A 22,862-nucleotide genomic window follows, 5' to 3' on the forward strand; every position below is an offset into this window, starting at 1 on the left:
CTATCTCCTTAACCACGCTTTAACAGCACTTGGCCGCCATGAGCGACGAGTAGCGCTTTTTGAATTTCTTCTTCTGGATTAATGACAAAGTTTTTGTCTTGATCAAAAAGAGTTTCCAGGAAATTAAAGACATTACGTGCATAAAGTGCTGAAGCTTCAGTCGCCACTGTTGCCGGAATATTTGGAATGCCTAAAATGGTCACGCCATTATCGGTCACGACATTTTCACCGCATTTAGAACCTTCAACGTTACCGCCAGATTCAACCGCCATATCCAGGATGATTGAACCTGGTTTCATTTTGGCCACAGTTTCAGATTTGATTAAACGCGGTGCATCACGCCCTGGTAAAAGCGCAGTGGTAATCACGATATCTGCATTGGAAACGGCTTTGTCGACAATCGCTGCCTGGTCTTTGATGTATTGCTCACCTGGCATCCATCCATAACCATTTTTAGCAGCATCGGCAGCTTTCTGCTTTTCTTCGTCAGACATTGGCACGTCTAACCATTTACCGCCTAAAGACTCCACCTGATCACGAGCTGTCGGACGTAAATCTGTTGCCTCAACTACAGCACCCAAGCGCTTCGCAGTGGCAATCGCTTGCAAGCCTGCAACACCCACACCCATAATCACCACGCGGGCAGGTTTAACCGTACCTGCAGCAGTCATGAGCATTGGGAACATGCGTTGGTATTCTGCCGCAGCCAAAAGCACCGATTTATAACCGGCCAAGTTGGCTTGCGAAGACAATACGTCCATGTTTTGTGCGCGGGAAAGCGTACGGGGTAAAAGCTCTAAAGCAAATGCAGACACCTGCGTGGATGCAAATTGGTCAAGTTCAGTATTGCGGTACGGATCAAACATCGCGATTACTGCGGTGTTTGGAGCAAGTTTTTGAATTTCGTCACCTTTAGGCGCGCGAACTTTCAAAATAATCTGGCTGCCGGTATAGGCATCATCGGTAATTTTGGCACCGACTTGTTCATATGCACTGTCAATATAAGCGGCTTTAACACCTGCTCTACGTTCAATGACCACTGTATGACCAGCACTGATCAACTTCTTTACTGTTTCTGGCGTTGCTGCCACACGATTTTCACCGACAACAGTTTCGGTTGGGATTCCGATCTGCATGAGCCTTCCTCAAGCTAATTTTTCTTAAGTAAACATTGCATTTAGCAATGTTTCCCCCTGGATGCATTTTTGTTGAATTTTTGGATTCTAATTGAACTTTTTTAAATTACCACCCAATATTTATTTAATAAATACCCGCATTCTGAACTGGTGATTCATAAAAATAATCAGACGATAGGGCATTTATGAGTTTCGCTTTAAATAAACCTGCTTTTATTCCGTTAAATGTCATTGCAACACTTTCCATTTTTTTGTATTTAAACGCTGCTATGGATTTTTTAACATGATTTTAAAAATTTCTAATTGATCATTCTGACAATTTAAACTTTTTCTTTAAATAAAACCTTGATTTGTAGATGCCCCGATTTGGGGCTAAAACGGCCTATTTAGACGCTACTTTTAATAAAATTGGATAAAGTGACATAACGTACAGACGAATTAAGCAGAAAATCTGCCTGTTTTTAAAAGATCATTTCTAAACACCGACTACAAAATAATGCTCAAAGGATCTCTGTTGGTGTCTATTTCAATTGTTATTTTAGTCAATCAAGTTGTACTCGCCATAAGTCTAATCAGATCAAAAAATTTTTGAATTTTTTTTTGCTGACCATTTCGCTTGATGATGATTTAATCGTATTTTTGACTAAGTGGCTATTTTTCGCACCATTTTAGGGCGAATTGTAGACATTTACTCCAATATCGTTATTTCTACTGATTAAAACTACCCAATTTCAGCCTTTTATCTTTTTTTCTACGCTACATTCAGCTCATTCATCGGATCTTTGCAAAGAATTTTGCTCAATTGAGTCCAGCCGCTTTCTGTGATCGCTGCTTTATTGAAATAAATTAAATTCATAAAAAGAGATTCATTCCGAATTGGAATCTTAGCCATCATATTTTTGCATTTCACCTCGCCCGCTAAAAACTTTATAATTCACATTTCTACACCTCCTCTTTCATACTTAAAACACGCCCCAAGTAGGTAAAATGAAACTGAGTCTAACAACAACACAATTAGGTTCATTATTCGCTGTTTGTGCCGCCTTTTTGTTTAGTACCAAAGCAATTTTTATTAAACAGACCTATGCACTCTCCCCGCTGGTCGATGGCACCGTGCTCATGGCTTTAAGAATGGCCAGTGCATTGCCTTTTTTCCTGCTCATTTGCTGGTTAAGTCGACATCAGAGTAAAAACCTGAACAGTAAAGACTGGGGCTTACTGATCCTTGCAGGCTTGATCGGTTATTACCTGGCGAGCTGGCTGGATTTCGCCGGACTGATGTATATCAGTGCTTCCCTGGAACGGATTATTCTATTTTTATATCCTACGATGACGGTTCTGGCTTCAAGTATCATCTACAAACAAAGCTTAAGCTTTAAAAGTCTGTTTGCAATTTTGCTCAGTTATGGCGGTACGGTGATTGTGATGTTGCAGGAACAAAGCAATGTTCCGCATCAAAGTAATTTTTGGCTGGGTGCGAGTCTGGTTTTTGCCAGTGCTGTGGCCTTTGCAAGCTACCTATTGTTGACGCCGCGACTGATTCAGAAATTCGGTTCATGGAACTTTACCGGTCTTGCGCTGAGCATTGCCTGTATTGGAACACTGACCCATTATCTGATTGCAATCCCCAATCCGATTGGCTTGCTCGCGCAGTTACCCAGTGCCGTCATCTGGTATGGTGTTGGACTGGGCTTTATGGTCACGGTTTTACCTACGGTATTATTGATGCAGAGTATTGAGCGCTTAGGTGCTTCGCAATCTGCCATGATTGCATCGATTGGCCCCATCCTGACCATTATTTTAGCCACCTTTTTCTTGGGTGAAAAAATGAATGCGATTCAATGGTTCGGCTGTGGCTTGAATATTGCCGGTGTGATGATGATTACCTTATCGAAAAAGAAACTCGCCCACTAAACTGATGCAGCAAAATGCTATGGATACGGCAATTCTAAGAATTGTTAGAGACATATTCATAGCCTTGTCAAAAATAACCTTCTGCAAAATAGCAGTTTTGAATATGGGCAATGGAATACTGGGGCAAAGATCAAGCTTCGCCTGCTTGTATACTCATTCCGGTTCCCTGTCTTGCTATACTCCTGCTGACTGAAATAAAGCAGTCACTGATTGCCGCTAACACATTAAGCAAGGGACTTTTATGAACACTTCTCTCGACATTAGCCAAGATAAAGCTTTGCTCTGGCTAATGGCTATTGCTTGTGGTTTATGTGCGGGAGCAAACTATTACTGCCAACCCTTAATTTCATCCATCCAACAGTATTATCAGGTTTCTGAATCCCAAGTGGCACTCACCGTCACCTTTGCCCAGATTTCCTATGCATTGGGCTTATTGTTTATTGTGCCTTTGGGCGACATGCTGAATAAAAGCAAACTCATTCCCTTTCTGATGCTGGGTGCAGCCGTGGGCTTATTTATTTGTGCCAGTGCCGTGAATCTGCCGATGCTCTGGATTGGAACCATCATTGCGGGACTTTTTTCTGTGGCTGCACAGATCCTGATTCCCTTGGCCACCATGGCGGTGAAACCGGAAAAAACCGGCGAAGTCGTTGGCTTCCTGATGAGCGGTTTGCTGGTCGGCATTCTGCTTTCGACCAGTATTGCAGGATTACTTTCCGACCTGTTTCACTGGAAAATGATCTATGTGGTCAGTGGCGTCGCCATGCTGGGCTTAAGTTTCTATTTAAAAGGTAAATTGCCGAGTCTGCCACGTTTGAGAATAAGCTATGCAGCCATTTTTAAATCCATGGCAACATTATTAAAACAGGAACCACGTCTGGTATTGCGCTCGCTTACAGGAGCCTGTGCTTTTGCCGCCATGAGTATGCTGTTCTCTACCATTGCCCTGCTGCTCACCCAAAAACCCTTTCAGCTTTCTGATGTCATGGTCGGTCTGGTCACGCTAGTCGGCGTGTTTGGTGCGCTTTCAACTCAGGTGATTGGTAAATGGGCCGATCGCGGCCATATCAAAACACTGAGCTGGATTGGTGGTTCGATCCTGATTGGAAGCTGGCTGTTTCTATATTTTGGTGCGGTGTCTTTACTGAGTTATATTCTGGGCTATGGGCTGATTAATCTGGGCTTGGCAATCACGCATAGCTGTAACCAGAACGTGATTTTTCGCTTACGCCCGGATGCCAAATCCCGGGTCAATTCACTTTATATGACCTTGTATTTTATTGGCGGTGCCTGCGGTTCTGCACTTGGTGTTTATACCTGGCACCATGGTGGATGGAGCATGACCTGTATCGCAGGACTTTGTCTGGTGATCTGTTCCGCCTTGTTTGCTTTACTCGATATGCGTTATCACGCCAAAGTCCAGCTGCGCTGATTAAAAAAGTCTCTTATTGAAGAGACTTTTTCTCAGCGTAAATTAAACTTTTCATTGTTTTAAACCGGTCATTAAGACACTTGCACCATCGGATAAAACGGTTTGCCCAAATCTAGCGTTTGGGCATTTTCCAGCAGCACCAATATAAACATCGGTAATAACGCCGCCAGAATATTACAGGCATCCTGAAGCTGTTTACGGTTCACCGAGCTATTGTAAGTGGCCCCGCCATGGATCATCTGGTTGCGTAAGGTATAAAGACGGTTAAAAATCACGAACAGAATATCGACCGAAGCTTTTTCCTGTAAGGCCCAATGCACCTTCTTTTTTTCCTGTTCAAAATCTTCTTTCCAGGTGACCTGACTGATTTTTTGATTTTGAAAATCCCAGAATCCTTGATACACGTAAGGATTTTCCAGTAGCAGGCGAATCGGATGGCTAAATTTATCCCAGAGAATATTATAAATTTTAAATTCCTGGTCTTTTTGGCAAATTAAATATAAGAACTGGCGTAATGACTGTTTATCCTGGGTAATGGCAACATCCTGCGCATAAATGGCATTGAACGAGATCCAGAGACTCATAAATTTAAGATCAAGGTCGCTATCAAGTTCAATTGATTTTTTTAACCAGCTTAGCCCACGATGAATTCTTAGATTAAAGTAATCTGAATGTTCTGCTTTTTTACTTTTAAAGATTTCTTCCAAAAGCATCATGTGTTGTTCTCATACTTTATTCTTCTCATAATTAAACATACTCAATTTTGTAAAATTTACAAGATAAGAAATCAGATACTTTATTGTTTTATATTGGATAATCTATATACCAAGAAATAGTGTATCGCCTATTATTTATGCTGTGTTGTTGCTTTGATCAGAAAGCACGTATAATCCGCGCTTCGGTTTTTCATCATTTCAGGTTTACGCCATGACTGCTCTCCAATCTTTACAGCCCCGCATTTCTGTCGCACCGATGATGGATTGGACAACTCGTGACTATCGTTTTTTTGCCCGCCTGTTTAATCCAAACATCATTATGTATACCGAAATGGTGACCACGGGTGCCATCATTCATGGCGATGCTAAACGTCATCTGGACTTTAATCATCAAGAACATCCGATTGTGTTACAGCTTGGCGGCTCAAATCCACAGGATTTAGCCACCTGCAGCAAGATGGCGCAAGACTGGGGTTATGATGAAGTCAACCTGAATGTCGGCTGCCCAAGTGACCGCGTGCAAAACAATAAAATTGGCGCATGTCTAATGGCAGAGCCTGAACTGGTTGCAGAATGTATTGCTGAAATGCGTAATGCAGTGGATATTCCGGTGACGGTGAAACACCGGATCGGGATTGACGACATGCAGTCTTATGAAGAAATGCTGCATTTTGTCGACACCGTGACCAAAACCGGTTGCAACAACTTTATCGTGCATGCCCGTATTGCCCTGCTTCAGGGTTTATCGCCTAAGGAAAACCGCGATGTTCCACCTTTGCGTTATGAAGATGTCTACCGTTTAAAACAGGAACGTCCTGATCTGCTGATAGAGATTAACGGCGGAATTAAAACTTTGGCTGAAACGCAAGAGCATTTAAAACATGTTGATGGGGTGATGATTGGTCGTGAAGCCTATCACAACCCTTACCTATTGGCTGAACTGGGGCAACTCTGGAATTTAGAAGCGCCTGACCGTTTTGATATTATGGCGCAAATGATGCCGTATATTGCTAAACGTATGGAAGAAGGTGCACCGCTTTCCATTATTAGCCGTCATATTTTAGGTTTATTCCAAAACCTGCCGGGTGCGCGTAAATGGCGTCAGGCTTTAAGTGGCGGCAATGCCAAAACTTTAAAAGATGTGGAAACGGCGTTAATCAATATTCAGGAAGCGATGCAACGCACTGAAGATTATCTGAAAGAAAATCAGGGTGATCTGGCTTCAAATTGATTGAATATATTCATGAGCAACAATGCCAGTCCATTTAAAAATGGGCTGGCATTTTTTTTTTGAATCTTGATTTTTCCGCTGTCTTTATATATTGCTAAATGAAGAAAGCTTTGCACAGCGTCTATGACAGCCAATCAAAAATAGGAAAACTGTCAGCTTAAGCTACATTTTCCGCACTCATTTCTCTGAATGATGAATATGCATAAAATTAGTGATGATTATAAACAGCATGTCCCTGGTCTTTAACCGCAGCAATTTTTTTGCCTTCCACTTTAGCCTGATCTAATTGACCCGCTTGAACCAATAGTCTGGTTTTCTCAATCTCTGCCAGCAATTGGTCATATAAAGCATCTGAACTTGGTGCGCTTGCATCATGGTTTTTTAATTTCATTCGTTTTGCATCTAAAGCTGCAGCCTTCATATGATCCAGTGCTTTCAGGGCATCAGTCTGATTCTCGGCCTTGTTAAACACTTTAAAGTTTTTCGCAAGTGTATTCATATTCTGTTCAAGCTTGGCTGCAAAACTCAGGCTGCTGATTGATAAAGCGGCAGAAAGCATCACTGTAGCTAAAGTTTTTTTGATCATGTTGATATCCTTTTAAAGATCCATTTAAAAATTGTGATTATTATTACAGTGGTTATTGTTCAGTTGTTATTGTTGCTGTTCAATTGTTCTGAACATTTGCATTTTAAGCATTTAACATAGTGTAAATTGCATAAAAAATGCAACGGATTCGTTGCATTTTAATCAATCGCTTCAGCTTTTTAAACCGGTTCTATTTCATGGTGCAAGGCATCATGAATCGCTTCAACCAGCTGCTGCGCAATTTCCTGTTTGGATGCTTTTTCCAGATCACGTTTCTGCATATGATACTGCTCGGCAAAGAACACAATCATGGCATTTTCATCCGAGGCAAACCCGATGTCAGCACGCGATACATCATTGCAGGCAATCATATCGAGTTTTTTCGCCACCAGTTTTCCGGCTGCATATTCTTCAACATTACGCGTCTCTGCAGCAAATCCAACCATAAATGGACGCTTTTGCTGCTGGGCAATGGTCGCCACAATATCGGGATTTTTAATTAAAGAAACATTCAGTTCATCACCGGCTTTCTTGATTTTATGCTCGGCAACTTCAGCCACGCGATAATCTGCTACCGCTGCTGTAGCAATAAAGATATCGCAACCTTCATCCAGCATCTGCATGCTGATGTCCAGCATTTGCACCGCAGAGGAAACATTGATACGGCGTACACCATTCGGTGTATCCAGGCTGACGGGACCTGCAATCAATGTCACTTTCGCACCAGCTGCATAACAGGCCGCAGCCAGGGCAAAGCCCATCTTGCCGGTACTGTGGTTGGAAATATAACGGACTGGATCAATCGCTTCACGGGTTGGTCCTGCGGTCACCACCACATGTTTGCCAGCCAGCATGCCAAATTTTTCGGCAATGGCACGTTGTGCTTTATGGAAGTACTCGGTCACTTGACGTGCCAGATCTTCCGGCTCAGGCATACGGCCCAAACCGACATCACCACAGGCTTGTGAGCCGGCATCCGGCATAATCACATGTACGCCATCTTCAACCAGCGTATTTAAATTACGCTGTGTGGCTTTGGCAGCCCACATTTGCTGATTCATGGCTGGTGCAACCCAAACTGGAGATTTAGTCGCCAGATATAAAGTGCTTAACAGGTCATCTGCCAAACCTGCAGCAAATTTTGCCAGGGTGTCACAGCTTGCAGGCGCCACCAGCAATAAATCGGCCCAACGCGCCAACTCGATATGCCCCATCCCCGCTTCGGCTTCCGGATTAAGTAATTCAGTGTGTACCGGATTTCCCGACAGGGCCTGAAATGTTAGCGGTGTAATAAAAGCTTGCGCGCCTTGCGTCATCACCACACGGACATTAAAGCCCACATCTTTTAAACGACGAACTAAAATGGCACTTTTATAGGCCGCGATACCGCCGGTTACAGCTAAAACAATGTTTTTATTTGGAATCACACTCAAATCGAAGCTCACAAACAGGCTACCTTTGTGTTGCAGTGGCGCTCACAATATCATTAAATAAACTCATGCCCAAGTCAGCACTTAGGTCTAATCACTATCACTCATAATAAAAAAGTCTAAAAACAATGAATTCATCGATTAAACATTGGCCAGAACAAGAACGCCCCCGCGAAAGACTGATTCAGCAGGGTGCATCCAGTTTGTCAGATGCTGAACTGCTGGCGATCTTTTTACGTTCCGGTTCCAGGCAACATTCAGCGGTTGAACTGTCACGTATCTTGCTGCGGCATTTTGGGGGATTAAATCCTATTTTGGATGCCAGACTTCAGGATTTAAACCAGTTTCATAGTATTGGCACCAGCAAATATGCCCAGCTGATGGCAGTCAAGGAACTGGGACGGCGCTATAGCGCGCAATATTTAAAACAGGAAAAAATTGAATTGAGTAACTCAAAAGCTTTATTGGATTTTTTGAAATTTGAACTGCTGGGTGAAACTCAAGAAGTTTTTGCCGTGCTTTGTCTAGATGTCCATTTAAGAAAAATAAGCTTTAAAAAAATGTTCTATGGTTCCTTAAATTCGTGTGAAATTTCGATTAATCAATTGCTGCGTCACACCATTCATCAACATGCGAGTAGCATCGTGATTGCACATAACCATCCTTTTGGTATGCCACTGCCTTCCAAGGCAGATGTTCAGTTAACCCAGCGTATTTTAACGGCCTGTGACTTATTAGAAATCCGCCTGATTGACCATTGTATTATTTCCCCAGAAGGGAGTTGTTCATTTGCTGAACATGGGCTTATTCAGCCTCAATAATAAATGTAACAAATATTGACAACAGTCCTGCTAACACTGAAGATCAATAAAAATTTTGATGATACTAATAACATGATTGTTCGTGATCAACCTAGTGTATTCAAGCTGCTATTTTCTTGGCGCGGAACCATTCTGCCCAAGGTTTTGCCGCCTTTAGGGGTCGTCATGTTGATCTCCGCAGTGATTGGCGGACTCTCTTATATTGGGTATTTTCATTTTCCAGAACTTCCCCTGGTTGGCTTTACTTTAATTGGTGTAGTTTTATCCATTTTTCTGGGATTTAAAAATACGGCGTGTTATGACCGTTGGTGGGAAGCGCGTAAACTTTGGGGCATGCTAATTGCCAATGCCCGACATTTTGACCGCGATTGCCGTATGCTCAGTCATGGCCGTCGTGAACGTGTGATCCAGCACGTGATTGTCTTTGCCAATGTCCTGCGTGACCGTTTACGTCATCAAACGGCGAACCCCCTGGCATTGGTTGAAACCAGCGGCATGAGCCAGCAGGCTGTAACCCAGCTTTACCAGCAAGCCAATGCACCGCAATACACTTTGAGTTTGATTCAGTGGGAATTGATGCAAGCCCTGAAAGACGGTGAAATTTCCGATATTATTTATATGCAGATGAACCAGCATGTCGCTGAACTCAGTCTGGTTCAAACCGGTTGCGACCGTATTGCGACCACCCCTTTGCCGTTTGCCTATTCGGTTTTGCTGAATCGCACCGTGTATTTCTTCTGTTTCATGCTGCCTTTTAGTTTGGGTTCGACCCTAGGCTTGGCGACGCCGTTAATGGTCGGTATTTTGGCTTATACTTTTTTGGGCTTAGATGCCTTAAGTTCGGAAATTGAAGAACCGTTTGGTACGCAAAGTAATGACTTACCGCTCGATGCCATGGTTCGTACCATCGAAATTGAATTATTGGGAACACTCGGTAAACCGACCCCTCCACCTATTCAAGCCCAAGATAATAATCTTTTATAATCCCCTCCCTCCTATCAAATCCTTCCTTGCGCAGCAGTGCCGCTATCCCTTTAAAAGGGAGAAGTAAATCCCCTCTGTATCAAAGGGGGGACTGAGGGGGATTAAAAATTAACGAAAACTCTCCCAGATCCCAACTTGCCCTTCTTTAAGGCGCGGAATATTGCCCAATCGAATCCATGGCATATGATCGCCATGAAAATCGCTGCCCACAGAAACCTTTAAATCAAATTCCTCAATCATGCGATCCACCATCTGACGTGTAGAGGCAGGCTCAATTGCAGGGGGAAGTTCAACAGCATCTCCACCAAATTTACCGAATATCTCAATGAGGTAACGAATGTTGGTGGCGGATAAATCATATTTGGTTGGGTGTGCCAGCACCGCATAGCCTTGGCTTGCATGAATCACCTTGATGGTTTCTTCTAAACACAAGCCATCAAATTTTACGTAGGCTTTTTTGCCTTCTTTAATATATTTATCGAAAGCCTGTTGCGGGCGGTTCACAATCTTTTTTTCAACTAAGGTTTTGGCAATATGAGTTCGGGTAATACGGTCTGCAATGCCATCCACTTTGGCAATCACATCTGCATAAATATCCTGACCGATCAGTGGAATGAGCAAATCACAAATCTGTTTTGCGCGAATGGCGCGAATCTGTTTTTGTTGTTCCAGTAAAATCTGCAAAGGCTCTGGATTTTGCATATTCAAGGCAACAATATGTACTCCGTAGCTTTTTTGAGTTGCCGGCCGTGACCATTGACTGGAAATTTCCACACCCGAAATAATGTTCAATGGTAAATCTAATGCAACTTTTTCAGCTAATTTTAAGCCATCCATAGTATCGTGGTCAGTCAGCGCAAGGGTATGAATACCTTTTTCAACGGCTGCATGCACAAGTTGTTCTGGAGACAAAGTTCCATCAGAAATATTACTGTGTGTATGTAAATCTACGCCTTGCATCACTTATACTACGTCATTTATTTGATCAGATTTAGATACTCTAACATGAAAGCACTTTTAGACTTTGTGCCACTCATTATTTTCTTTTATTTATATAAAACCGTTGATCCCAAAGATACTGAGCATCCGCTGCTTCAATTGATTGGTTCTGCAGGCGGTATAGATAATAATAATATTTTGGTTGCAACCACTGGCCTGATTATTTCAATGCTTGTGGTATATGGGGCTTTGTTTGTTATACAAAAATTCCGTTTAGACAAGCAACAATGGATTGTATTGTTTATGACGGTGATATTTGGTGGCGTCACTTTAATGCTCAGCGACGATTTTTATATTCGTTTGAAAGCAGTTCTGTTAAATATTATCTTCGCAGGTGCATTCCTACTTTCACCTTATTTTATGAAAGACAAGAAACCGCTCATTCAACGTTTATTTGGCCCAATCTTCAATTTAACTGAACAAGGCTGGAAAAATTTAAACTTTGCCTGGGCAGGAATGTTCATATTCATGTCCTGCTTGCATATTTTCTTCGCATTTTTATTTTTAGGTGGAAAATATTGGGGTGAATTCACTGCATTTGGTGACATGATTGTGATGTTTTCCTTTATCATTATTCAGTTTATTGTCTTGCGCAAATATTTTAAGTCGCCTGAAGAATAATTTAGGTCAACCGAACGAGAAAGAATATGCCTTTATTCGTCGTAAGCTGTACAGATAACGAAGGTACAGTAGAAAAACGTCTTGCTACACGCCCACAACATCTTGAACGTCTGCAAAAATTAAATGATGAAGGTCGCTTAATTGTGGCCGGTGCCATGCCAAAAGATCCGACCAATCCACAAGCGGGATTCTATGGCAGTACCATTATTGTTGACTTTGAATCGCGTGAAGCGCTTGATGAATGGCTACAAGAAGAGCCTTTCTTAAAAGAAGGCGTATACGGTCATATTGATGTGAAACCTTTTAATAAAGCTTTCCCTCAAGGATAAAATCATGCGCGTTGTTGTTTCAAGCTTATTGGGTTTATCTCTTATCTGTTCAACTGCATGGGCGGTAGAAACCGCTCCTGTTGCCGCGGCACCTGCTGCTCAAGCAACGACTGCGACACCACCGCCACAGACCCAAAAACCACAAACCTTGCCTGCAAGCAAACCCGGCACTGTTCCTGCTGCCGGGGGCGTTGATGCCAACGGCCTACCACAAGAAGCAAAACCTTTAACAGCAGAACAACTTGCGAAAAATAAAGCATTGCAAGATGCCAAAGTTAAAGCCTTAGTTAAGGATCAGGCCACCCGCTTGCAACAATTGGAAAAAGCCAATTTAGATGCCTTATCGCAAAACCAGGAGCTGCAATTGAAAAATGACAGCTTGGGTGTGCAAGTTCAGGTTTTACAAAGTGAACGTAGTGCGCAGATGTTTTTATACGGCGCTGCGACCATTGCGGTCGGTGTCTTGCTCGGTTTCTTGATTGCAAGTTATGTCTATACCAAACGTCGCCGTCAGTGGTAAAACATCTCTTTTTTGCTTTAAAGGTTGCTTAGATTTTGTCGAGTGCAATTCAAACTGCTGATCTTGATTGGCAATGTATTGATGGGATTGATATTCCTGTCTCCAAACAGTTTGGCGACATCTATTTTTCCAGAGACAATGGTTTACTTGAAACCCGACATGTCTTTTTAAATGGCAATAACCTTGCAACACGTTTGGCCAAGCTGCAAGATTTTGAATACTTTTGTGTTGGTGAAACCGGCTTTGGCACGGCGTTAAACGCTTTAGCGTTATGGCAAATGTGGCAACAGCTTCGTCCAAATAACCAAAGTCATCTGCACTTGATCAGCGTAGAAAAGTTTCCACTTGCGAAAGCCGATTTCATCCGTGCACTCAAGGTCTGGCCCGAACTTCAGCCTTTAGCCCAGCAGCTGATTGAGCAATATCCACTGCCTATTGCCGGCTGTCACCGGCTGAACTTTCCTGACGATCGTTTCTCCATCGATTTATGGCTGGGTGATGCCAATGATGTTTTGCCGGTTATTGCCAAAACCAAAGCGGTAGATGCCTGGTTTCTAGATGGCTTCGCACCTTCTTGCAATCCCGATCTTTGGCAAGACAATGTTTTAAGCCATATTGTCCGACTTTCTGACTATGGAACGACTTTTTCATCTTTTAGTGTTGCAGGTATTTTAAAACGCGGTTTAAGCGCGCACGGAATAACGGTTTCTCTGCCACCCGGCTTTAAGCATAAACGTCAAATGCTTACAGCAATCTGGAATCCTCCGGAAGTTGAAGATCAGGAAAGCTTTCAGTCAAAAACCGTAGAGACGGACCCATCCAAATTAGAAAATTCAGCTTCAGCATTTAAACAACGTAAAATTGCGATTATTGGCGCAGGAATCGCCGGTTTAAGTTGTGCCCACGCATTTGCCAGTCGTGGTCATCAAATCACGATTTACGATCAATCAGCGCCTCTTGCGGGAGCCTCTGGTAATCCCCTGGCATTACTCAATCCAAGATTAGGCCGTATTGAGCAAAGTGCTGAGCATCTGGTCACTTTGGCATGGCAATATGCCATTGCGCATTATCAAAAATTCAAAGCTTTTCGCCCAACTCAGGTGAACCAACTGGCGCTTAAGCAGGAGGATGATTTACTTGAGCTGGCAGAGCAATATCCACACGGGGTGTTTGCAGAAAAAGTAAATCAAAGTGAGCTTGAAACCGAATTTCCGAGCCTGAAATTATTACAAGCAGGTACGGTTTCACCGCATCAGTTACGCGATCAAATTTTAGCGCATCCTGCAATTCAATTTCAGCAAGCAGAAATCGCTGAATTAAAGACCACATCGAACATTCAAGTGATCGACAGCAAGCAGCAATGTTTGGGGGAATTTGATCACGTGATTGTTTGTGCGGCACTGAACAGCAAAAACTTTGCGCAACAATTTCCCAAACTTAAACCCAATCGCGGTCAAGTCAGCTGGTTCAATAATGCAGATCAGCCCTTACAACCTGAACAGGCTTATAGTTATGGTGGTTATTGCATGCAGTTAGATGATCAGCATCTGATTTTAGGGGCTTCATTTCATCCATATAGGGATGATGATGAAGTCCTAGTTGAAGATCATCTGCATAACTATGCACTGATCCACAGTGTCTTTCCAGATTATGCGCGATCTTTGCCGCCTGTGGAAAACTGGCAAGGCCGTGCATCGGTGCGGACACAAAGCCCGGACTATTTCCCATTGCTTGGAAAAATTCAGCCCAATGCTGAAATCTATACCTTTACTGCCTTAGGCTCGAAAGGCTTTTTATTCGCACCGCTGTGTAGTGAAGTTTTGGCTGCTCAAGTTTTAGGGGAAGCCTGCCCGCTGACTTCATATTGGGTGAATAAACTTAATCCGCGACGCTTTATTAAAAAAGTAAAACCGAAAAAGCCTTACTATCAAAAACCAAGCTCGGACTAAAAAATGAGAAAAATAAAAATCCCCCTTTAGATAAAGAGGGATTGAGTGGATTCATTTCTAGCCATTAAAAAAGCACCTTACGGTGCTTTTTTCTTAAGCGCCCTGTTCTAAAGGGAATCCTGCATCGCGCGCAGCACGAGTGCCACCCATCAATACAACATACTCACGCGAGCTATCGAAGTGATCTAACTTTTCAGCAGCACGTGGTGCTTTACTACCGCCACCACATAAGATGTAAATGGTCTGATCCGACTCCACCTGAGTTAAGCTTTCTGCACTCAAGTCATCTATGGGCTGATTTACAGCACCTTTTACATGACCTTCAGCAAAGGCTTTTGTATCACGAACATCCCAGATTACTGCATTTTCTGGGAACTCAAATGTTGTAATTTCTTGCTTACGGATCATTGTGCACTCCTTTGATGTAAACAACACTTGGCAAATGAAGAAAACATCCCTAGCATCTCAGATATTCTTTCCCTTTGTAAAGGTCTAAACCATGCCTTCTTTCGATATTGTCTCTGAATTAGAAATTTTTGAAGTAAATCATGCCGTTCAAAACACGCAAAAAGAAATTGCGACTCGTTTTGACTTCCGTGGCCAAGACGTTTCTATTGAATTGAGTGAAAAAAATAAAGAAATCAAAATTACGACAGAAAGTGATTTCCAATGCGAACAAGTGTACAGCATGCTGGAAAATCATTTCTTTAAACGTAAAGTGGATATTCAAGCCCTTGATCCACAAAAAATGACCGCTTCAGGTAAAAATGTCATCCAAGTGATTAAACTTAAAGATGGCCTTGACTCTGATACCGCAAAAAAAATTAATAAAGCCATTAAAGAAAGCGGCATTAAAGCGCAATCTTCTATTCAAGGCGATAAGATTCGTGTAACTGACAAGAAACGCGATACTTTGCAACAAATTATGGCATTCTTAAAAGAACAACAATTTGGTGTGCCTTTGCAGTTTAATAACTTTAAAGACTAATGCATTGATGCAATAAAACCTCGAGGAACTTCATGACACCGACCAATCGCTTATCAAAACTGGTTAAAGCAACGTCTAAATTGCCCAAAGGTATTCGCAGTACGCTGTGGAGCAAAGCGTTTGGTCGGGTTGTGCCGATGGTGGGTAGTGCCAATATTCGCTATCTCGAAGTGAGCCACGCCAAAGTGGTGGTGAAAATTGAAAACCATCGTGCCATGCAGAACCATATTGGTCAGGTACATGCCTGCGCCATGGCACTGATTGCTGAAACAGCCACCGGTTTTGTGACTGGAATGAATGTTTCTGATTCCTGTATTGTGCTCATCAAGAGTTTAAAAATCGATTTTAAACGCCCAAGCAAGGGTGCCATGACTGCCACTGCAACACTCACCGATGAGCAGCAAAAATTGATGCAAGGCACTGAAAAAGGTGAAACCTTGGTTTCGGTTCGGGTTACTGATGAATCCGGTGAAGAGCCGATTCAGTGCGAAATGCTGTGGGCTTGGGTGTCAAAGTCGCAACTAAACAAGTAATTTCATTTTTAATTTTGGTTACTTAAAGCTAAATTAAATGACGTTTTTTACTTCTGTAAAAACTGCCTAGCTTAAAATAGATCCTACGTTATTTTAAAAAATTTAAAGTATAAAAAAAGCCCAACAATGATTGGGCTTTTTTATGATTCATTATTACGCAGGTTTTGATGCTAAATATTTTTGTTTGACATCATCGGGAATTTGACGCTTGCCACCTTTCACATCCACAGCAACAAAGGTAAATACCCCTTCAGTCACACGGATCGGCTCACGTGAATCGTCATGGCTGTCCCATACTTCAATCTGCATTTGAATTGAGGTATTACCCACTTTTAAAATTTTGGTATAACAACTAATCACATCACCGACTTTTACTGGAACTAAAAAAGTCATCTGATTAATCGAAATGGTGGCACAACGTCCTTTACTGAAACGCTCTGCGTGAATTGCCCCTGCCAAGTCCATTTGTGAAACAATCCACCCACCAAAAACGTCACCACTCCAGTTGGTATCTGCCGGCATCGCAATGGTTTGAAGGGAAAGGGTTCCTTCAGGTTTTATATGAGTATCTGACACATTAGCTCCCAGTTTTGGCATTTAATTGTTGATCTAGCCACTGTTGCAGCTCTGTAGATCGTAAAGCACCGCTTATTCTAGCAATTTCGTTGGCTTTATTCATCAAAACTAAGGTGGGAATACTCCGCACATTAAAAGCACCACTAAGTCGAGGTGAGTGTTCAGTATTAATTTTCGCAAAAATTACTCTCGGATTTTGCTTGGCCACTTGTTCAAAATGAGGCGCCATCATCTTGCAAGGACCACACCACTCTGCCCATAAATCAATTAAAACAGGCAAGTCACTATGGGTAACGAAGTTACTAAAATTGTGCTCATTCAACTCAATGGGAGCCAGAGGAATCAGCGCATGTTGGCACTGTCCACAGTTTGGATTTGCCTCTAGTTTATCTTCAGGTACTCGGTTTCTAGCACCGCATGCAGGACATACAATAATCATTTAGCTCACTCCAATATGTTGATGTAAAAATTCTAATTGGGTAGATATCGCTTTTTCAAACCATTGCCCATGATAAATATCAAAATGTTGCATATCCCACTCATGGTACTGTACATAAGGTGCAATATTGGTTGCGGTTTCACGACTCGACTCAAGTGGAATCAGGCTATCTTGTTTGGAAGCAATAAATAAAACAGGAACGCTAATTTTACGCACATCTTGAATGGGACGGTAACGGATCAGGTTGAAAAAGACTCGTGCAGGAATTTCGCCACTCCAGTAATAATCCGGATTGACAATGGATAAATATCCGTCATAACTATCGGCTGTCGGCATAAAACATAAGCCCTTCCGGTCTACCACGGGCAAGGTTTTAGGGGACATACCCACTTTTGCACCCATATAGTCCTGACTTGATATTTTTAATGCTTTCGGCAGTTGTTGTAAAGGGTAAAGCTTGGCACTTTCTGTTCCATCCACGAAGGGAATTTGGGCAATTACAGCGTGAACATTTTTTAATTCTGCAGCCAGATTTAAGACATATCCCCCGCTTAAAGACGTGCCCCAAAGTACGATACGTCGCGTATCTACCGATTTTCGTTCTAAAATATGCGCAATCATGGTTCGCCAATCTTCTAATTGAGATTGAACCGACACCAGTTCACGTGGACGTCCTGTGCTCCCGCCCCAATAACGATAATCAAACAATACCACTGCATAACCTGCTTGAGCAAAATGCTTGGCATACTGAACCAGTTTAAATTGACGCAAGGCTGCCAGACCGTGTGCCATAATAATGACAGCAGGCTTATTTTCAGTTTTAGGACGATAAAAATCTGCAGCAATGACCTCTTGCCCACTATTTACATACAGTGGTTCAACTATATAGGAATGCATACGCGCTCCATTGCGTTATTTTATGGTTGTAATCGCTTATAAAAATTTCAACAGATTAAGCTCGAGTTTCAGCTTAATGCTATCATAAAGCATAAATCTATTTAACGAATTATGGAGTGACGAAATGAGCGAAAATGTCGGCTTTGCAGGTCAAATTACCCCGGAACAAGTAGCACAAGTAGTTGAGAAAGGTTTTAAATCAATTATTAATAACCGTCCGGATATGGAAGGTGGTTCAGATCAGCCTACAAGTGCACAAATTGAAGAAGCTGCACGCAATGCAGGTTTAGATTACGTGTTTCAACCTGTTGTTGCGGGTCAAATTACTGAAATCGATGTCCGTAAATTTGCCAATCATTTCAATGAACTTCCTAAACCAGTATTGATGTTCTGTCGTACAGGCAACCGCTCAAATAATTTATATCAACTCGCAAAGCAAATGGATTTACTGGATGATTAAGCACTTTATTTATAGTGCTTTACTCAATTTAATTTGACCTGTAACACACAGATCTATGCAGAAACTACGGATTGAACTCATCGTTTAAATGCTTAGCCAAGTGTTATAGGTCAAATGGTTCAGACTGATTTAAAAAATTTGATTTATAAACATTTTAAATCAGCAATCGTGAATCATTCCGACCAGAAACAAGGTAATCTGGTTTCAATTAATCAATTGCACAATATTGCCGAACAAGCTCAAGTTAGTTTTATTTACCAATCAATTACCAGTGCTCAAGTTTCTGCAAGAGCCGTAATTGAATTTTCCAAATATTCTAATCAGCTTTTAAAAGTAATTTTAATAATATGTCGAACTGGCACACACTCTGCCCTGTTATTTAATGAAGCGAAAAAACCAGGATTACTTAATGAATAAAATGATTCTTCTACTTCTTATTTCATGTGTCTTGGCTGGATGTAGCTCAATGAATGTGAAACCTACGGTTGGGGTGAGTGTAGGAACTTCAATTTAAAAAATATTTAGCAAAAAAACAGCGCCGAAGCGCTGTTTTTTTATAAATACAATTTCTATTGATAAGATACATAAATCGTTGATACTTTACTATCTGGTGAAGAAACAGAAATTTTCAACGTATCTCCTACCGCACATTCTTTTAGACGATAGCCATAATAACTTTGATTATTATTTTTGAATGTGGTTGGTGTTAAAAGATTAAATACATTTGCAACAGGTGAACTTCCGCTTACCAACTCAGCGGTACAAGATAAATCATTATTTTTTGTATTATCCTCAGGCATAACATTTATTGTTGTACCTGTTGGCATAGGTACACTTTGAGCACTATTTCCATACATATTAAAAGATAATAAACTTCCACTCGCATTCACATTGGTAAAAGTTGGTGTATTTTCAGCAAATGCAAATAAAAGCTGCTGACGAATAACCGTATCTAAATTATCGTCACACGTGTCTGCGATATTCGGCTGTCTTATTGTAGAGGGAGCACATGTCGCTTTGTTTCCTAATACTGCACGATTATAAAGAAATTCACCAATACCATAATCTTTGTTATATTGATTATTCTCGTTATCATCACGGAAAAAGCTGCCAATATTACTAAGAAGTGTATCTACACCTTTAGTATAAAGATTATCGCCATCTAAATCTGTAAAGGTTTTATCACCCTCAACATAAGCTAAAACAGTAACACGATTATCTAAAGGACGAGGTTCTTGTGTGGTTAGAGTTACAGAACACACTCCTTGGACTGTTGAACAATTAGGTTCAACCTTACCACCCTCCGAAACAAAACTAATTACCGTACCATCTGGTACAGGATTTCGTGTACGATCAACCATTCTCGCTGTAATAGTTGCAGTATCGCCATCAGTTACATTCTGTAATGAATTTTTAGATACTGATAAGCTTAATCCATCTTGAGTTACACGACCAATGGATACAGATACCTCTTTAGAGATAGCCGAAACATTTACGTCTGAAACTAAAGTTGCTCTTATCTCTACAGGCCCAGGTTTATCTCCTGGATAAAGATTCACAATCACTTTACCATTTGAATCACTTTTTATAGTTTTGTTATTACGATTTCCAAATGATACGAACGATAAATCTTCTGGTGCTTGCACTTTCTCAATCAAAACATCTTGATCTGCTACAGGTACTCCATTTGCATACAAAGTAAATTCAATTTGACCAGATGATGCTGAGCCACTTTTTCTAATTCCTAAATTAACTTTATTAGATGTATATACTAGTGAATTAGCTTCAAGTGCCTTAATACTGACATCAAGTGCTACTTCTGGGATATTTAAACCTTTTGCCGAAATTTTTTGTGTCCCTGTGCAAAGCTTTCCATCTGTACCAATCGCTTTATATGATGTTGTAACGTTCCCTTGATTTGATGAAACAACTGTATCAGGTTCAAATTTACCACATGTTGCAGTGAATTCTACATTGACATTATTCTGATTAACTTTTGTATTTGCATCTTGCGTTTTTAACGTGATATTTGTTGAGCCGCCAGACTCTAATTGAGTACTAGCTGCCATCATATCGACTAAAATAATATTGGTTGCTTGAAGTGAGAAATTAAGTGCTTTTGTTGATGCTTTAGCACCATCAAAATCTGCAATTGCAGAAATTTGATAGGCACCATTAGTATTTATATTTTCAGGTTTAACAGAGATACTCGCTTCACCATTGGTATTAGTTAAAATAGCCCCATTAGAACTACCCAAAACAACACCACCAGTCACTGTAAATGTAACCAATGCACCACTAATTCCTTTACCTGACTGATCTGTTACTTTTACTTTAGCAATTACACCTTCTGCTGCGATTGCCTGAGTTAAGTTACCATTTCGATCAATCAATTGAACAGCACTAATATCGACAGCTTTCACAGCCTCGCCAGTGCTCGGGTTCGTAGAAGAAGAACTACCTGAATCATTATTATTAAAATATCCTTCACTACCACCGCCACCACAACTTGCCAATAAAACTGCTAAAGTAACAGTTGAAAGCTTCAAACTAATTTGTTTTTTGCTCATTAAAAGTCCCCGAAATCCCTATAAGAATAGTGTTATCATTTAATTTATATTGGCTGATATGTAATCACATATAGTAGTTTATGTAAACAAAAGCATGATAAATGTTTAACTGTGTTAGCCTAAAAAAATATAAAAATGAGAGTTATTTCACAATGTACGACATCATTATCATCGGTGCTGGTACTGCAGGAATATCTGCATATAAAGAAGCAATAAAGTACACCCAGAACATTCTTATTATTAATGATGGTCCTTGGGATACAACTTGTGCTCGTGTTGGGTGCATGCCAAGTAAAGTTTTAATCTCCACTGCCAACCGAATGCACGACATTCAAAATGCTCAAGAAGTTGCTCTAAAGGTTTCAGCTAAAATAGATACTTCTCAAGTAATGCAACATGTAAGAGAGCTTCGTGATCACTTTACACATGCCACATTACAGGAAGTTAATAGTTGGGATGATGACCATAAAATTTCTGGGAAAGCGCATTTCATTGATTCAAATACGGTTCAAGTTAATCAACAACAATATCAAGCCAAAAGTTTTATTATTGCTGTCGGATCAACTCCCACTATTAACAGCGACTGGAAAATTGAACTGGACGATAAGCTCCTTAGCTCTGATCAAATCTTTGAATTAGAAACCTTACCAAAATCATTGGCAGTAATTGGCAGTGGAGTTATAGCCATTGAACTTGCACAGGCCATGCAACGTTTAGGCGTTGAAACCATTGTTTTTGCACGTAGTCGTAAAGTTGGCTCTCTTACTAGTCCAAAACTACAGAAGATTGCTCAGACGACCTTAAGTGAAGAATTAAATATCAAATTTGAAATCCTCCCTGAGCAAGTCCAAAAATTTCGTAATAAAGTTAAAATCAATTACATAGAAAAAGGAACTCAGAGTAGTTTCACTGCCGATTATTTATTGGTCGCAACAGGACGTAACAGTTATTTAAATAGTTTAAATCTAGAAAACATTGATTCAAAATTTACTGATCTAAAAAAACTCCCTGTAGATGGGCAGACTAAACAGTTGGCTGATTATCCAATCTTTATTATTGGGGATGCACATAGCAACTCTCCCATTCAGCATGAAGCGGCTCACGAAGGACGAACTGCAATTCATAATTGTCTAAACTTTCCTAAACTTAAAAATATTAAAACTCTCACTCCACTGGGTATTGTTTTTAGCCAACCAGAAATGGCTATTGTAGGACAAAGTTTCAACCAACTTACTCAATCTAATATTGAATTTGTTATAGGTGTGGTCTCATATACAACCCAAGGTCGGGCGATAGTTTTGGGTAAAAACCAAGGTGCAATTGAAGTTTATATTGATAAAAAAACACGTAAATTTTTAGGAAGTGAACTTTTTGTTGAGTCTGCTGAACATATGGCACATCTATTATCCTGGATGATCGCTGAGGACTTAAGCCTGGATGATATCCTGGACAAACCATTCTACCACCCCACTCTGGAAGAAGGCCTGAGAACCGCCTTTAAACACGCCCGGCGGCAGCTGCAATAAAAACCGGGATTCAGGCTGCTGCTGATCTTTTTCGCTGGTTTCGGGAACCTTTGTTTTCTGCTTTTGCTTTGTTTCAAGTCTGCTTTTTTGTATTTATTCCGCGCATAAAAAAATCCCCCTCGGCGTATGCGGAGGGGGATTTTCAGGAATAATGAGCTGGCGATGACTTACTCTCACATGGGTAACCCCACACTACCATCAGCGC

General features: G+C 41.2%; 24 protein-coding genes. 14 read left to right on the top strand and 10 right to left on the bottom strand.

Translation table 11 applies throughout. The features are described from left to right. Positions 1 to 8 precede the first annotated feature (8 nt). Positions 9 to 1,136 (bottom strand): Re/Si-specific NAD(P)(+) transhydrogenase subunit alpha, encoded by a 1,128-nt coding sequence (locus tag ACU0NF_RS07420; protein ID WP_131383259.1) that lies wholly within the window; start codon positions 1,134 to 1,136, stop codon positions 9 to 11. A gap of 987 nt (positions 1,137 to 2,123) precedes the next feature. Here ACU0NF_RS07420 and ACU0NF_RS07425 point away from each other — a divergent pair. Together ACU0NF_RS07425 and ACU0NF_RS07430 are read left to right on the top strand one after the other, a co-directional pair. Then, positions 2,124 to 3,050, top strand: coding sequence for a DMT family transporter (locus tag ACU0NF_RS07425; RefSeq protein ID WP_445660661.1), 927 nt, complete (start codon positions 2,124 to 2,126; stop codon positions 3,048 to 3,050). A 241-nt stretch (positions 3,051 to 3,291) separates the two neighbouring features. Next, the gene (locus ACU0NF_RS07430; protein ID WP_445660662.1) at positions 3,292 to 4,482 is read left to right on the top strand and encodes an MFS transporter; all 1,191 of its coding nucleotides are present in this window, start codon (positions 3,292 to 3,294) and stop codon (positions 4,480 to 4,482) included. A 71-nt stretch (positions 4,483 to 4,553) separates the two neighbouring features. Here the strand turns inward: ACU0NF_RS07430 and ACU0NF_RS07435 are convergent, their stop codons facing one another. Further along, positions 4,554 to 5,198, bottom strand: coding sequence for a hypothetical protein (locus ACU0NF_RS07435; protein ID WP_445660663.1), 645 nt, complete (start codon positions 5,196 to 5,198; stop codon positions 4,554 to 4,556). A 211-nt stretch (positions 5,199 to 5,409) separates the two neighbouring features. On the opposite strand from ACU0NF_RS07435, the gene dusA reads away from it, so the two are divergent. Then, complete coding sequence (gene dusA, locus ACU0NF_RS07440; RefSeq protein WP_445660664.1) at positions 5,410 to 6,429, top strand: tRNA dihydrouridine(20/20a) synthase DusA; 1,020 nt, start codon at positions 5,410 to 5,412, stop codon at positions 6,427 to 6,429. A 208-nt stretch (positions 6,430 to 6,637) separates the two neighbouring features. On the opposite strand, the gene ACU0NF_RS07445 is transcribed toward dusA, so the two are convergent. Together ACU0NF_RS07445 and coaBC are read right to left on the bottom strand one after the other, a co-directional pair. Continuing rightward, positions 6,638 to 7,015 carry a cytochrome b562 gene (locus ACU0NF_RS07445; RefSeq protein WP_445660665.1) on the bottom strand — a complete coding sequence of 126 codons (378 nt, stop codon included), beginning with the start codon at positions 7,013 to 7,015 and terminating at the stop codon, positions 6,638 to 6,640. Positions 7,016 to 7,194: 179 nt separating this feature from the next. Beyond that, positions 7,195 to 8,460 carry a bifunctional phosphopantothenoylcysteine decarboxylase/phosphopantothenate--cysteine ligase CoaBC gene (gene coaBC / locus ACU0NF_RS07450; protein ID WP_131268231.1) on the bottom strand — a complete coding sequence of 422 codons (1,266 nt, stop codon included), beginning with the start codon at positions 8,458 to 8,460 and terminating at the stop codon, positions 7,195 to 7,197. A 113-nt stretch (positions 8,461 to 8,573) separates the two neighbouring features. On the opposite strand from coaBC, the gene radC reads away from it, so the two are divergent. Together radC and ACU0NF_RS07460 are read left to right on the top strand one after the other, a co-directional pair. Then, positions 8,574 to 9,266: a RadC family protein gene (radC, locus tag ACU0NF_RS07455; protein WP_445660666.1), complete on the top strand. Its 693-nt coding sequence runs from the start codon at positions 8,574 to 8,576 to the stop codon at positions 9,264 to 9,266. A gap of 72 nt (positions 9,267 to 9,338) precedes the next feature. Continuing rightward, positions 9,339 to 10,250: a bestrophin family protein gene (locus ACU0NF_RS07460; protein ID WP_445660667.1), complete on the top strand. Its 912-nt coding sequence runs from the start codon at positions 9,339 to 9,341 to the stop codon at positions 10,248 to 10,250. Positions 10,251 to 10,358: 108 nt separating this feature from the next. Here the strand turns inward: ACU0NF_RS07460 and ACU0NF_RS07465 are convergent, their stop codons facing one another. Further along, the gene (locus ACU0NF_RS07465) at positions 10,359 to 11,210 is read right to left on the bottom strand and encodes a PHP domain-containing protein (RefSeq protein ID WP_445660668.1); all 852 of its coding nucleotides are present in this window, start codon (positions 11,208 to 11,210) and stop codon (positions 10,359 to 10,361) included. Positions 11,211 to 11,255: 45 nt separating this feature from the next. On the opposite strand from ACU0NF_RS07465, the gene ACU0NF_RS07470 reads away from it, so the two are divergent. From ACU0NF_RS07470 to mnmC, 4 genes are read left to right on the top strand one after another with little or no spacing between them, the layout of a single operon-like run. Beyond that, positions 11,256 to 11,870 carry an inner membrane-spanning protein YciB gene (locus ACU0NF_RS07470; protein ID WP_445660669.1) on the top strand — a complete coding sequence of 205 codons (615 nt, stop codon included), beginning with the start codon at positions 11,256 to 11,258 and terminating at the stop codon, positions 11,868 to 11,870. A gap of 26 nt (positions 11,871 to 11,896) precedes the next feature. Further along, on the top strand, positions 11,897 to 12,199 hold the full coding sequence (locus ACU0NF_RS07475; protein WP_445660670.1) for a YciI family protein: 303 nt from the start codon (positions 11,897 to 11,899) through the stop codon (positions 12,197 to 12,199). A gap of 4 nt (positions 12,200 to 12,203) precedes the next feature. Continuing rightward, entirely contained in the window at positions 12,204 to 12,719 is a 516-nt protein-coding gene (locus tag ACU0NF_RS07480; RefSeq protein WP_445660671.1) for a hypothetical protein, read from the top strand. 35 nt (positions 12,720 to 12,754) lie between these two features. After that, complete coding sequence (mnmC, locus tag ACU0NF_RS07485; RefSeq protein WP_445660672.1) at positions 12,755 to 14,668, top strand: FAD-dependent 5-carboxymethylaminomethyl-2-thiouridine(34) oxidoreductase MnmC; 1,914 nt, start codon at positions 12,755 to 12,757, stop codon at positions 14,666 to 14,668. A gap of 93 nt (positions 14,669 to 14,761) precedes the next feature. On the opposite strand, the gene ACU0NF_RS07490 is transcribed toward mnmC, so the two are convergent. After that, positions 14,762 to 15,076, bottom strand: a complete 315-nt coding sequence (locus ACU0NF_RS07490; protein WP_445660673.1) for a rhodanese-like domain-containing protein — start codon at positions 15,074 to 15,076, stop codon at positions 14,762 to 14,764. Between the two features lie 91 nt (positions 15,077 to 15,167). Between ACU0NF_RS07490 and ACU0NF_RS07495 the strand changes: the two genes are divergently transcribed. After that, positions 15,168 to 15,656, top strand: coding sequence for a YajQ family cyclic di-GMP-binding protein (locus ACU0NF_RS07495; RefSeq protein WP_067723050.1), 489 nt, complete (start codon positions 15,168 to 15,170; stop codon positions 15,654 to 15,656). A 32-nt stretch (positions 15,657 to 15,688) separates the two neighbouring features. Further along, a complete protein-coding gene (locus ACU0NF_RS07500; protein ID WP_445660674.1) occupies positions 15,689 to 16,189 on the top strand; it encodes a DUF4442 domain-containing protein in 501 nt (166 codons plus the stop codon). Between the two features lie 153 nt (positions 16,190 to 16,342). Here the strand turns inward: ACU0NF_RS07500 and ACU0NF_RS07505 are convergent, their stop codons facing one another. The 3 genes from ACU0NF_RS07505 to ACU0NF_RS07515 are packed head-to-tail and all read right to left on the bottom strand — an operon-like array spanning position 16,343 to position 18,101. Beyond that, positions 16,343 to 16,786: an acyl-CoA thioesterase gene (locus tag ACU0NF_RS07505; RefSeq protein WP_214645931.1), complete on the bottom strand. Its 444-nt coding sequence runs from the start codon at positions 16,784 to 16,786 to the stop codon at positions 16,343 to 16,345. Beyond that, a complete protein-coding gene (trxC, locus tag ACU0NF_RS07510; RefSeq protein WP_445660675.1) occupies positions 16,767 to 17,204 on the bottom strand; it encodes a thioredoxin TrxC in 438 nt (145 codons plus the stop codon). Before trxC ends, ACU0NF_RS07505 begins: the two co-directional genes overlap by 20 nt. Beyond that, complete coding sequence (locus ACU0NF_RS07515; RefSeq protein ID WP_445660676.1) at positions 17,205 to 18,101, bottom strand: alpha/beta hydrolase; 897 nt, start codon at positions 18,099 to 18,101, stop codon at positions 17,205 to 17,207. Positions 18,102 to 18,225: 124 nt separating this feature from the next. On the opposite strand from ACU0NF_RS07515, the gene ACU0NF_RS07520 reads away from it, so the two are divergent. Both ACU0NF_RS07520 and ACU0NF_RS07525 read left to right on the top strand, forming a co-directional pair. After that, complete coding sequence (locus tag ACU0NF_RS07520; RefSeq protein ID WP_171539227.1) at positions 18,226 to 18,561, top strand: TIGR01244 family sulfur transferase; 336 nt, start codon at positions 18,226 to 18,228, stop codon at positions 18,559 to 18,561. 114 nt (positions 18,562 to 18,675) lie between these two features. Next, on the top strand, positions 18,676 to 18,978 hold the full coding sequence (locus ACU0NF_RS07525) for a hypothetical protein (protein WP_171539226.1): 303 nt from the start codon (positions 18,676 to 18,678) through the stop codon (positions 18,976 to 18,978). 152 nt (positions 18,979 to 19,130) lie between these two features. Here ACU0NF_RS07525 and ACU0NF_RS07530 read toward each other — a convergent pair whose 3' ends face one another. Further along, complete coding sequence (locus tag ACU0NF_RS07530) at positions 19,131 to 21,131, bottom strand: hypothetical protein (RefSeq protein ID WP_445660677.1); 2,001 nt, start codon at positions 21,129 to 21,131, stop codon at positions 19,131 to 19,133. Between the two features lie 152 nt (positions 21,132 to 21,283). On the opposite strand from ACU0NF_RS07530, the gene ACU0NF_RS07535 reads away from it, so the two are divergent. Beyond that, positions 21,284 to 22,657 carry a dihydrolipoyl dehydrogenase gene (locus ACU0NF_RS07535; protein WP_445660678.1) on the top strand — a complete coding sequence of 458 codons (1,374 nt, stop codon included), beginning with the start codon at positions 21,284 to 21,286 and terminating at the stop codon, positions 22,655 to 22,657. Positions 22,658 to 22,862: the final 205 nt, after the last annotated feature.

This window comes from Acinetobacter sp. F16 (assembly GCF_052712855.1).

Excerpts from the sequence above, each read along its gene's own strand:
- ACU0NF_RS07420 (WP_131383259.1), bottom strand. The coding sequence starts at position 1,136 with ATGCAGATCGGAATCCCAACCGAAACTGTTGTCGGTGAAAATCGTGTG.
- ACU0NF_RS07425 (WP_445660661.1), top strand. The coding sequence starts at position 2,124 with ATGAAACTGAGTCTAACAACAACACAATTAGGTTCATTATTCGCTGTT.
- ACU0NF_RS07430 (WP_445660662.1), top strand. The coding sequence starts at position 3,292 with ATGAACACTTCTCTCGACATTAGCCAAGATAAAGCTTTGCTCTGGCTA.
- ACU0NF_RS07435 (WP_445660663.1), bottom strand. The coding sequence starts at position 5,198 with ATGATGCTTTTGGAAGAAATCTTTAAAAGTAAAAAAGCAGAACATTCA.
- dusA (WP_445660664.1), top strand. The coding sequence starts at position 5,410 with ATGACTGCTCTCCAATCTTTACAGCCCCGCATTTCTGTCGCACCGATG.
- ACU0NF_RS07445 (WP_445660665.1), bottom strand. The coding sequence starts at position 7,015 with ATGATCAAAAAAACTTTAGCTACAGTGATGCTTTCTGCCGCTTTATCA.
- radC (WP_445660666.1), top strand. The coding sequence starts at position 8,574 with ATGAATTCATCGATTAAACATTGGCCAGAACAAGAACGCCCCCGCGAA.
- ACU0NF_RS07460 (WP_445660667.1), top strand. The coding sequence starts at position 9,339 with ATGATTGTTCGTGATCAACCTAGTGTATTCAAGCTGCTATTTTCTTGG.
- ACU0NF_RS07465 (WP_445660668.1), bottom strand. The coding sequence starts at position 11,210 with ATGCAAGGCGTAGATTTACATACACACAGTAATATTTCTGATGGAACT.
- ACU0NF_RS07470 (WP_445660669.1), top strand. The coding sequence starts at position 11,256 with ATGAAAGCACTTTTAGACTTTGTGCCACTCATTATTTTCTTTTATTTA.
- ACU0NF_RS07475 (WP_445660670.1), top strand. The coding sequence starts at position 11,897 with ATGCCTTTATTCGTCGTAAGCTGTACAGATAACGAAGGTACAGTAGAA.
- ACU0NF_RS07480 (WP_445660671.1), top strand. The coding sequence starts at position 12,204 with ATGCGCGTTGTTGTTTCAAGCTTATTGGGTTTATCTCTTATCTGTTCA.
- ACU0NF_RS07490 (WP_445660673.1), bottom strand. The coding sequence starts at position 15,076 with ATGATCCGTAAGCAAGAAATTACAACATTTGAGTTCCCAGAAAATGCA.
- ACU0NF_RS07495 (WP_067723050.1), top strand. The coding sequence starts at position 15,168 with ATGCCTTCTTTCGATATTGTCTCTGAATTAGAAATTTTTGAAGTAAAT.
- ACU0NF_RS07500 (WP_445660674.1), top strand. The coding sequence starts at position 15,689 with ATGACACCGACCAATCGCTTATCAAAACTGGTTAAAGCAACGTCTAAA.
- ACU0NF_RS07505 (WP_214645931.1), bottom strand. The coding sequence starts at position 16,786 with ATGCCAAAACTGGGAGCTAATGTGTCAGATACTCATATAAAACCTGAA.
- trxC (WP_445660675.1), bottom strand. The coding sequence starts at position 17,204 with ATGATTATTGTATGTCCTGCATGCGGTGCTAGAAACCGAGTACCTGAA.
- ACU0NF_RS07515 (WP_445660676.1), bottom strand. The coding sequence starts at position 18,101 with ATGCATTCCTATATAGTTGAACCACTGTATGTAAATAGTGGGCAAGAG.
- ACU0NF_RS07520 (WP_171539227.1), top strand. The coding sequence starts at position 18,226 with ATGAGCGAAAATGTCGGCTTTGCAGGTCAAATTACCCCGGAACAAGTA.
- ACU0NF_RS07525 (WP_171539226.1), top strand. The coding sequence starts at position 18,676 with ATGGTTCAGACTGATTTAAAAAATTTGATTTATAAACATTTTAAATCA.
- ACU0NF_RS07530 (WP_445660677.1), bottom strand. The coding sequence starts at position 21,131 with ATGAGCAAAAAACAAATTAGTTTGAAGCTTTCAACTGTTACTTTAGCA.
- ACU0NF_RS07535 (WP_445660678.1), top strand. The coding sequence starts at position 21,284 with ATGTACGACATCATTATCATCGGTGCTGGTACTGCAGGAATATCTGCA.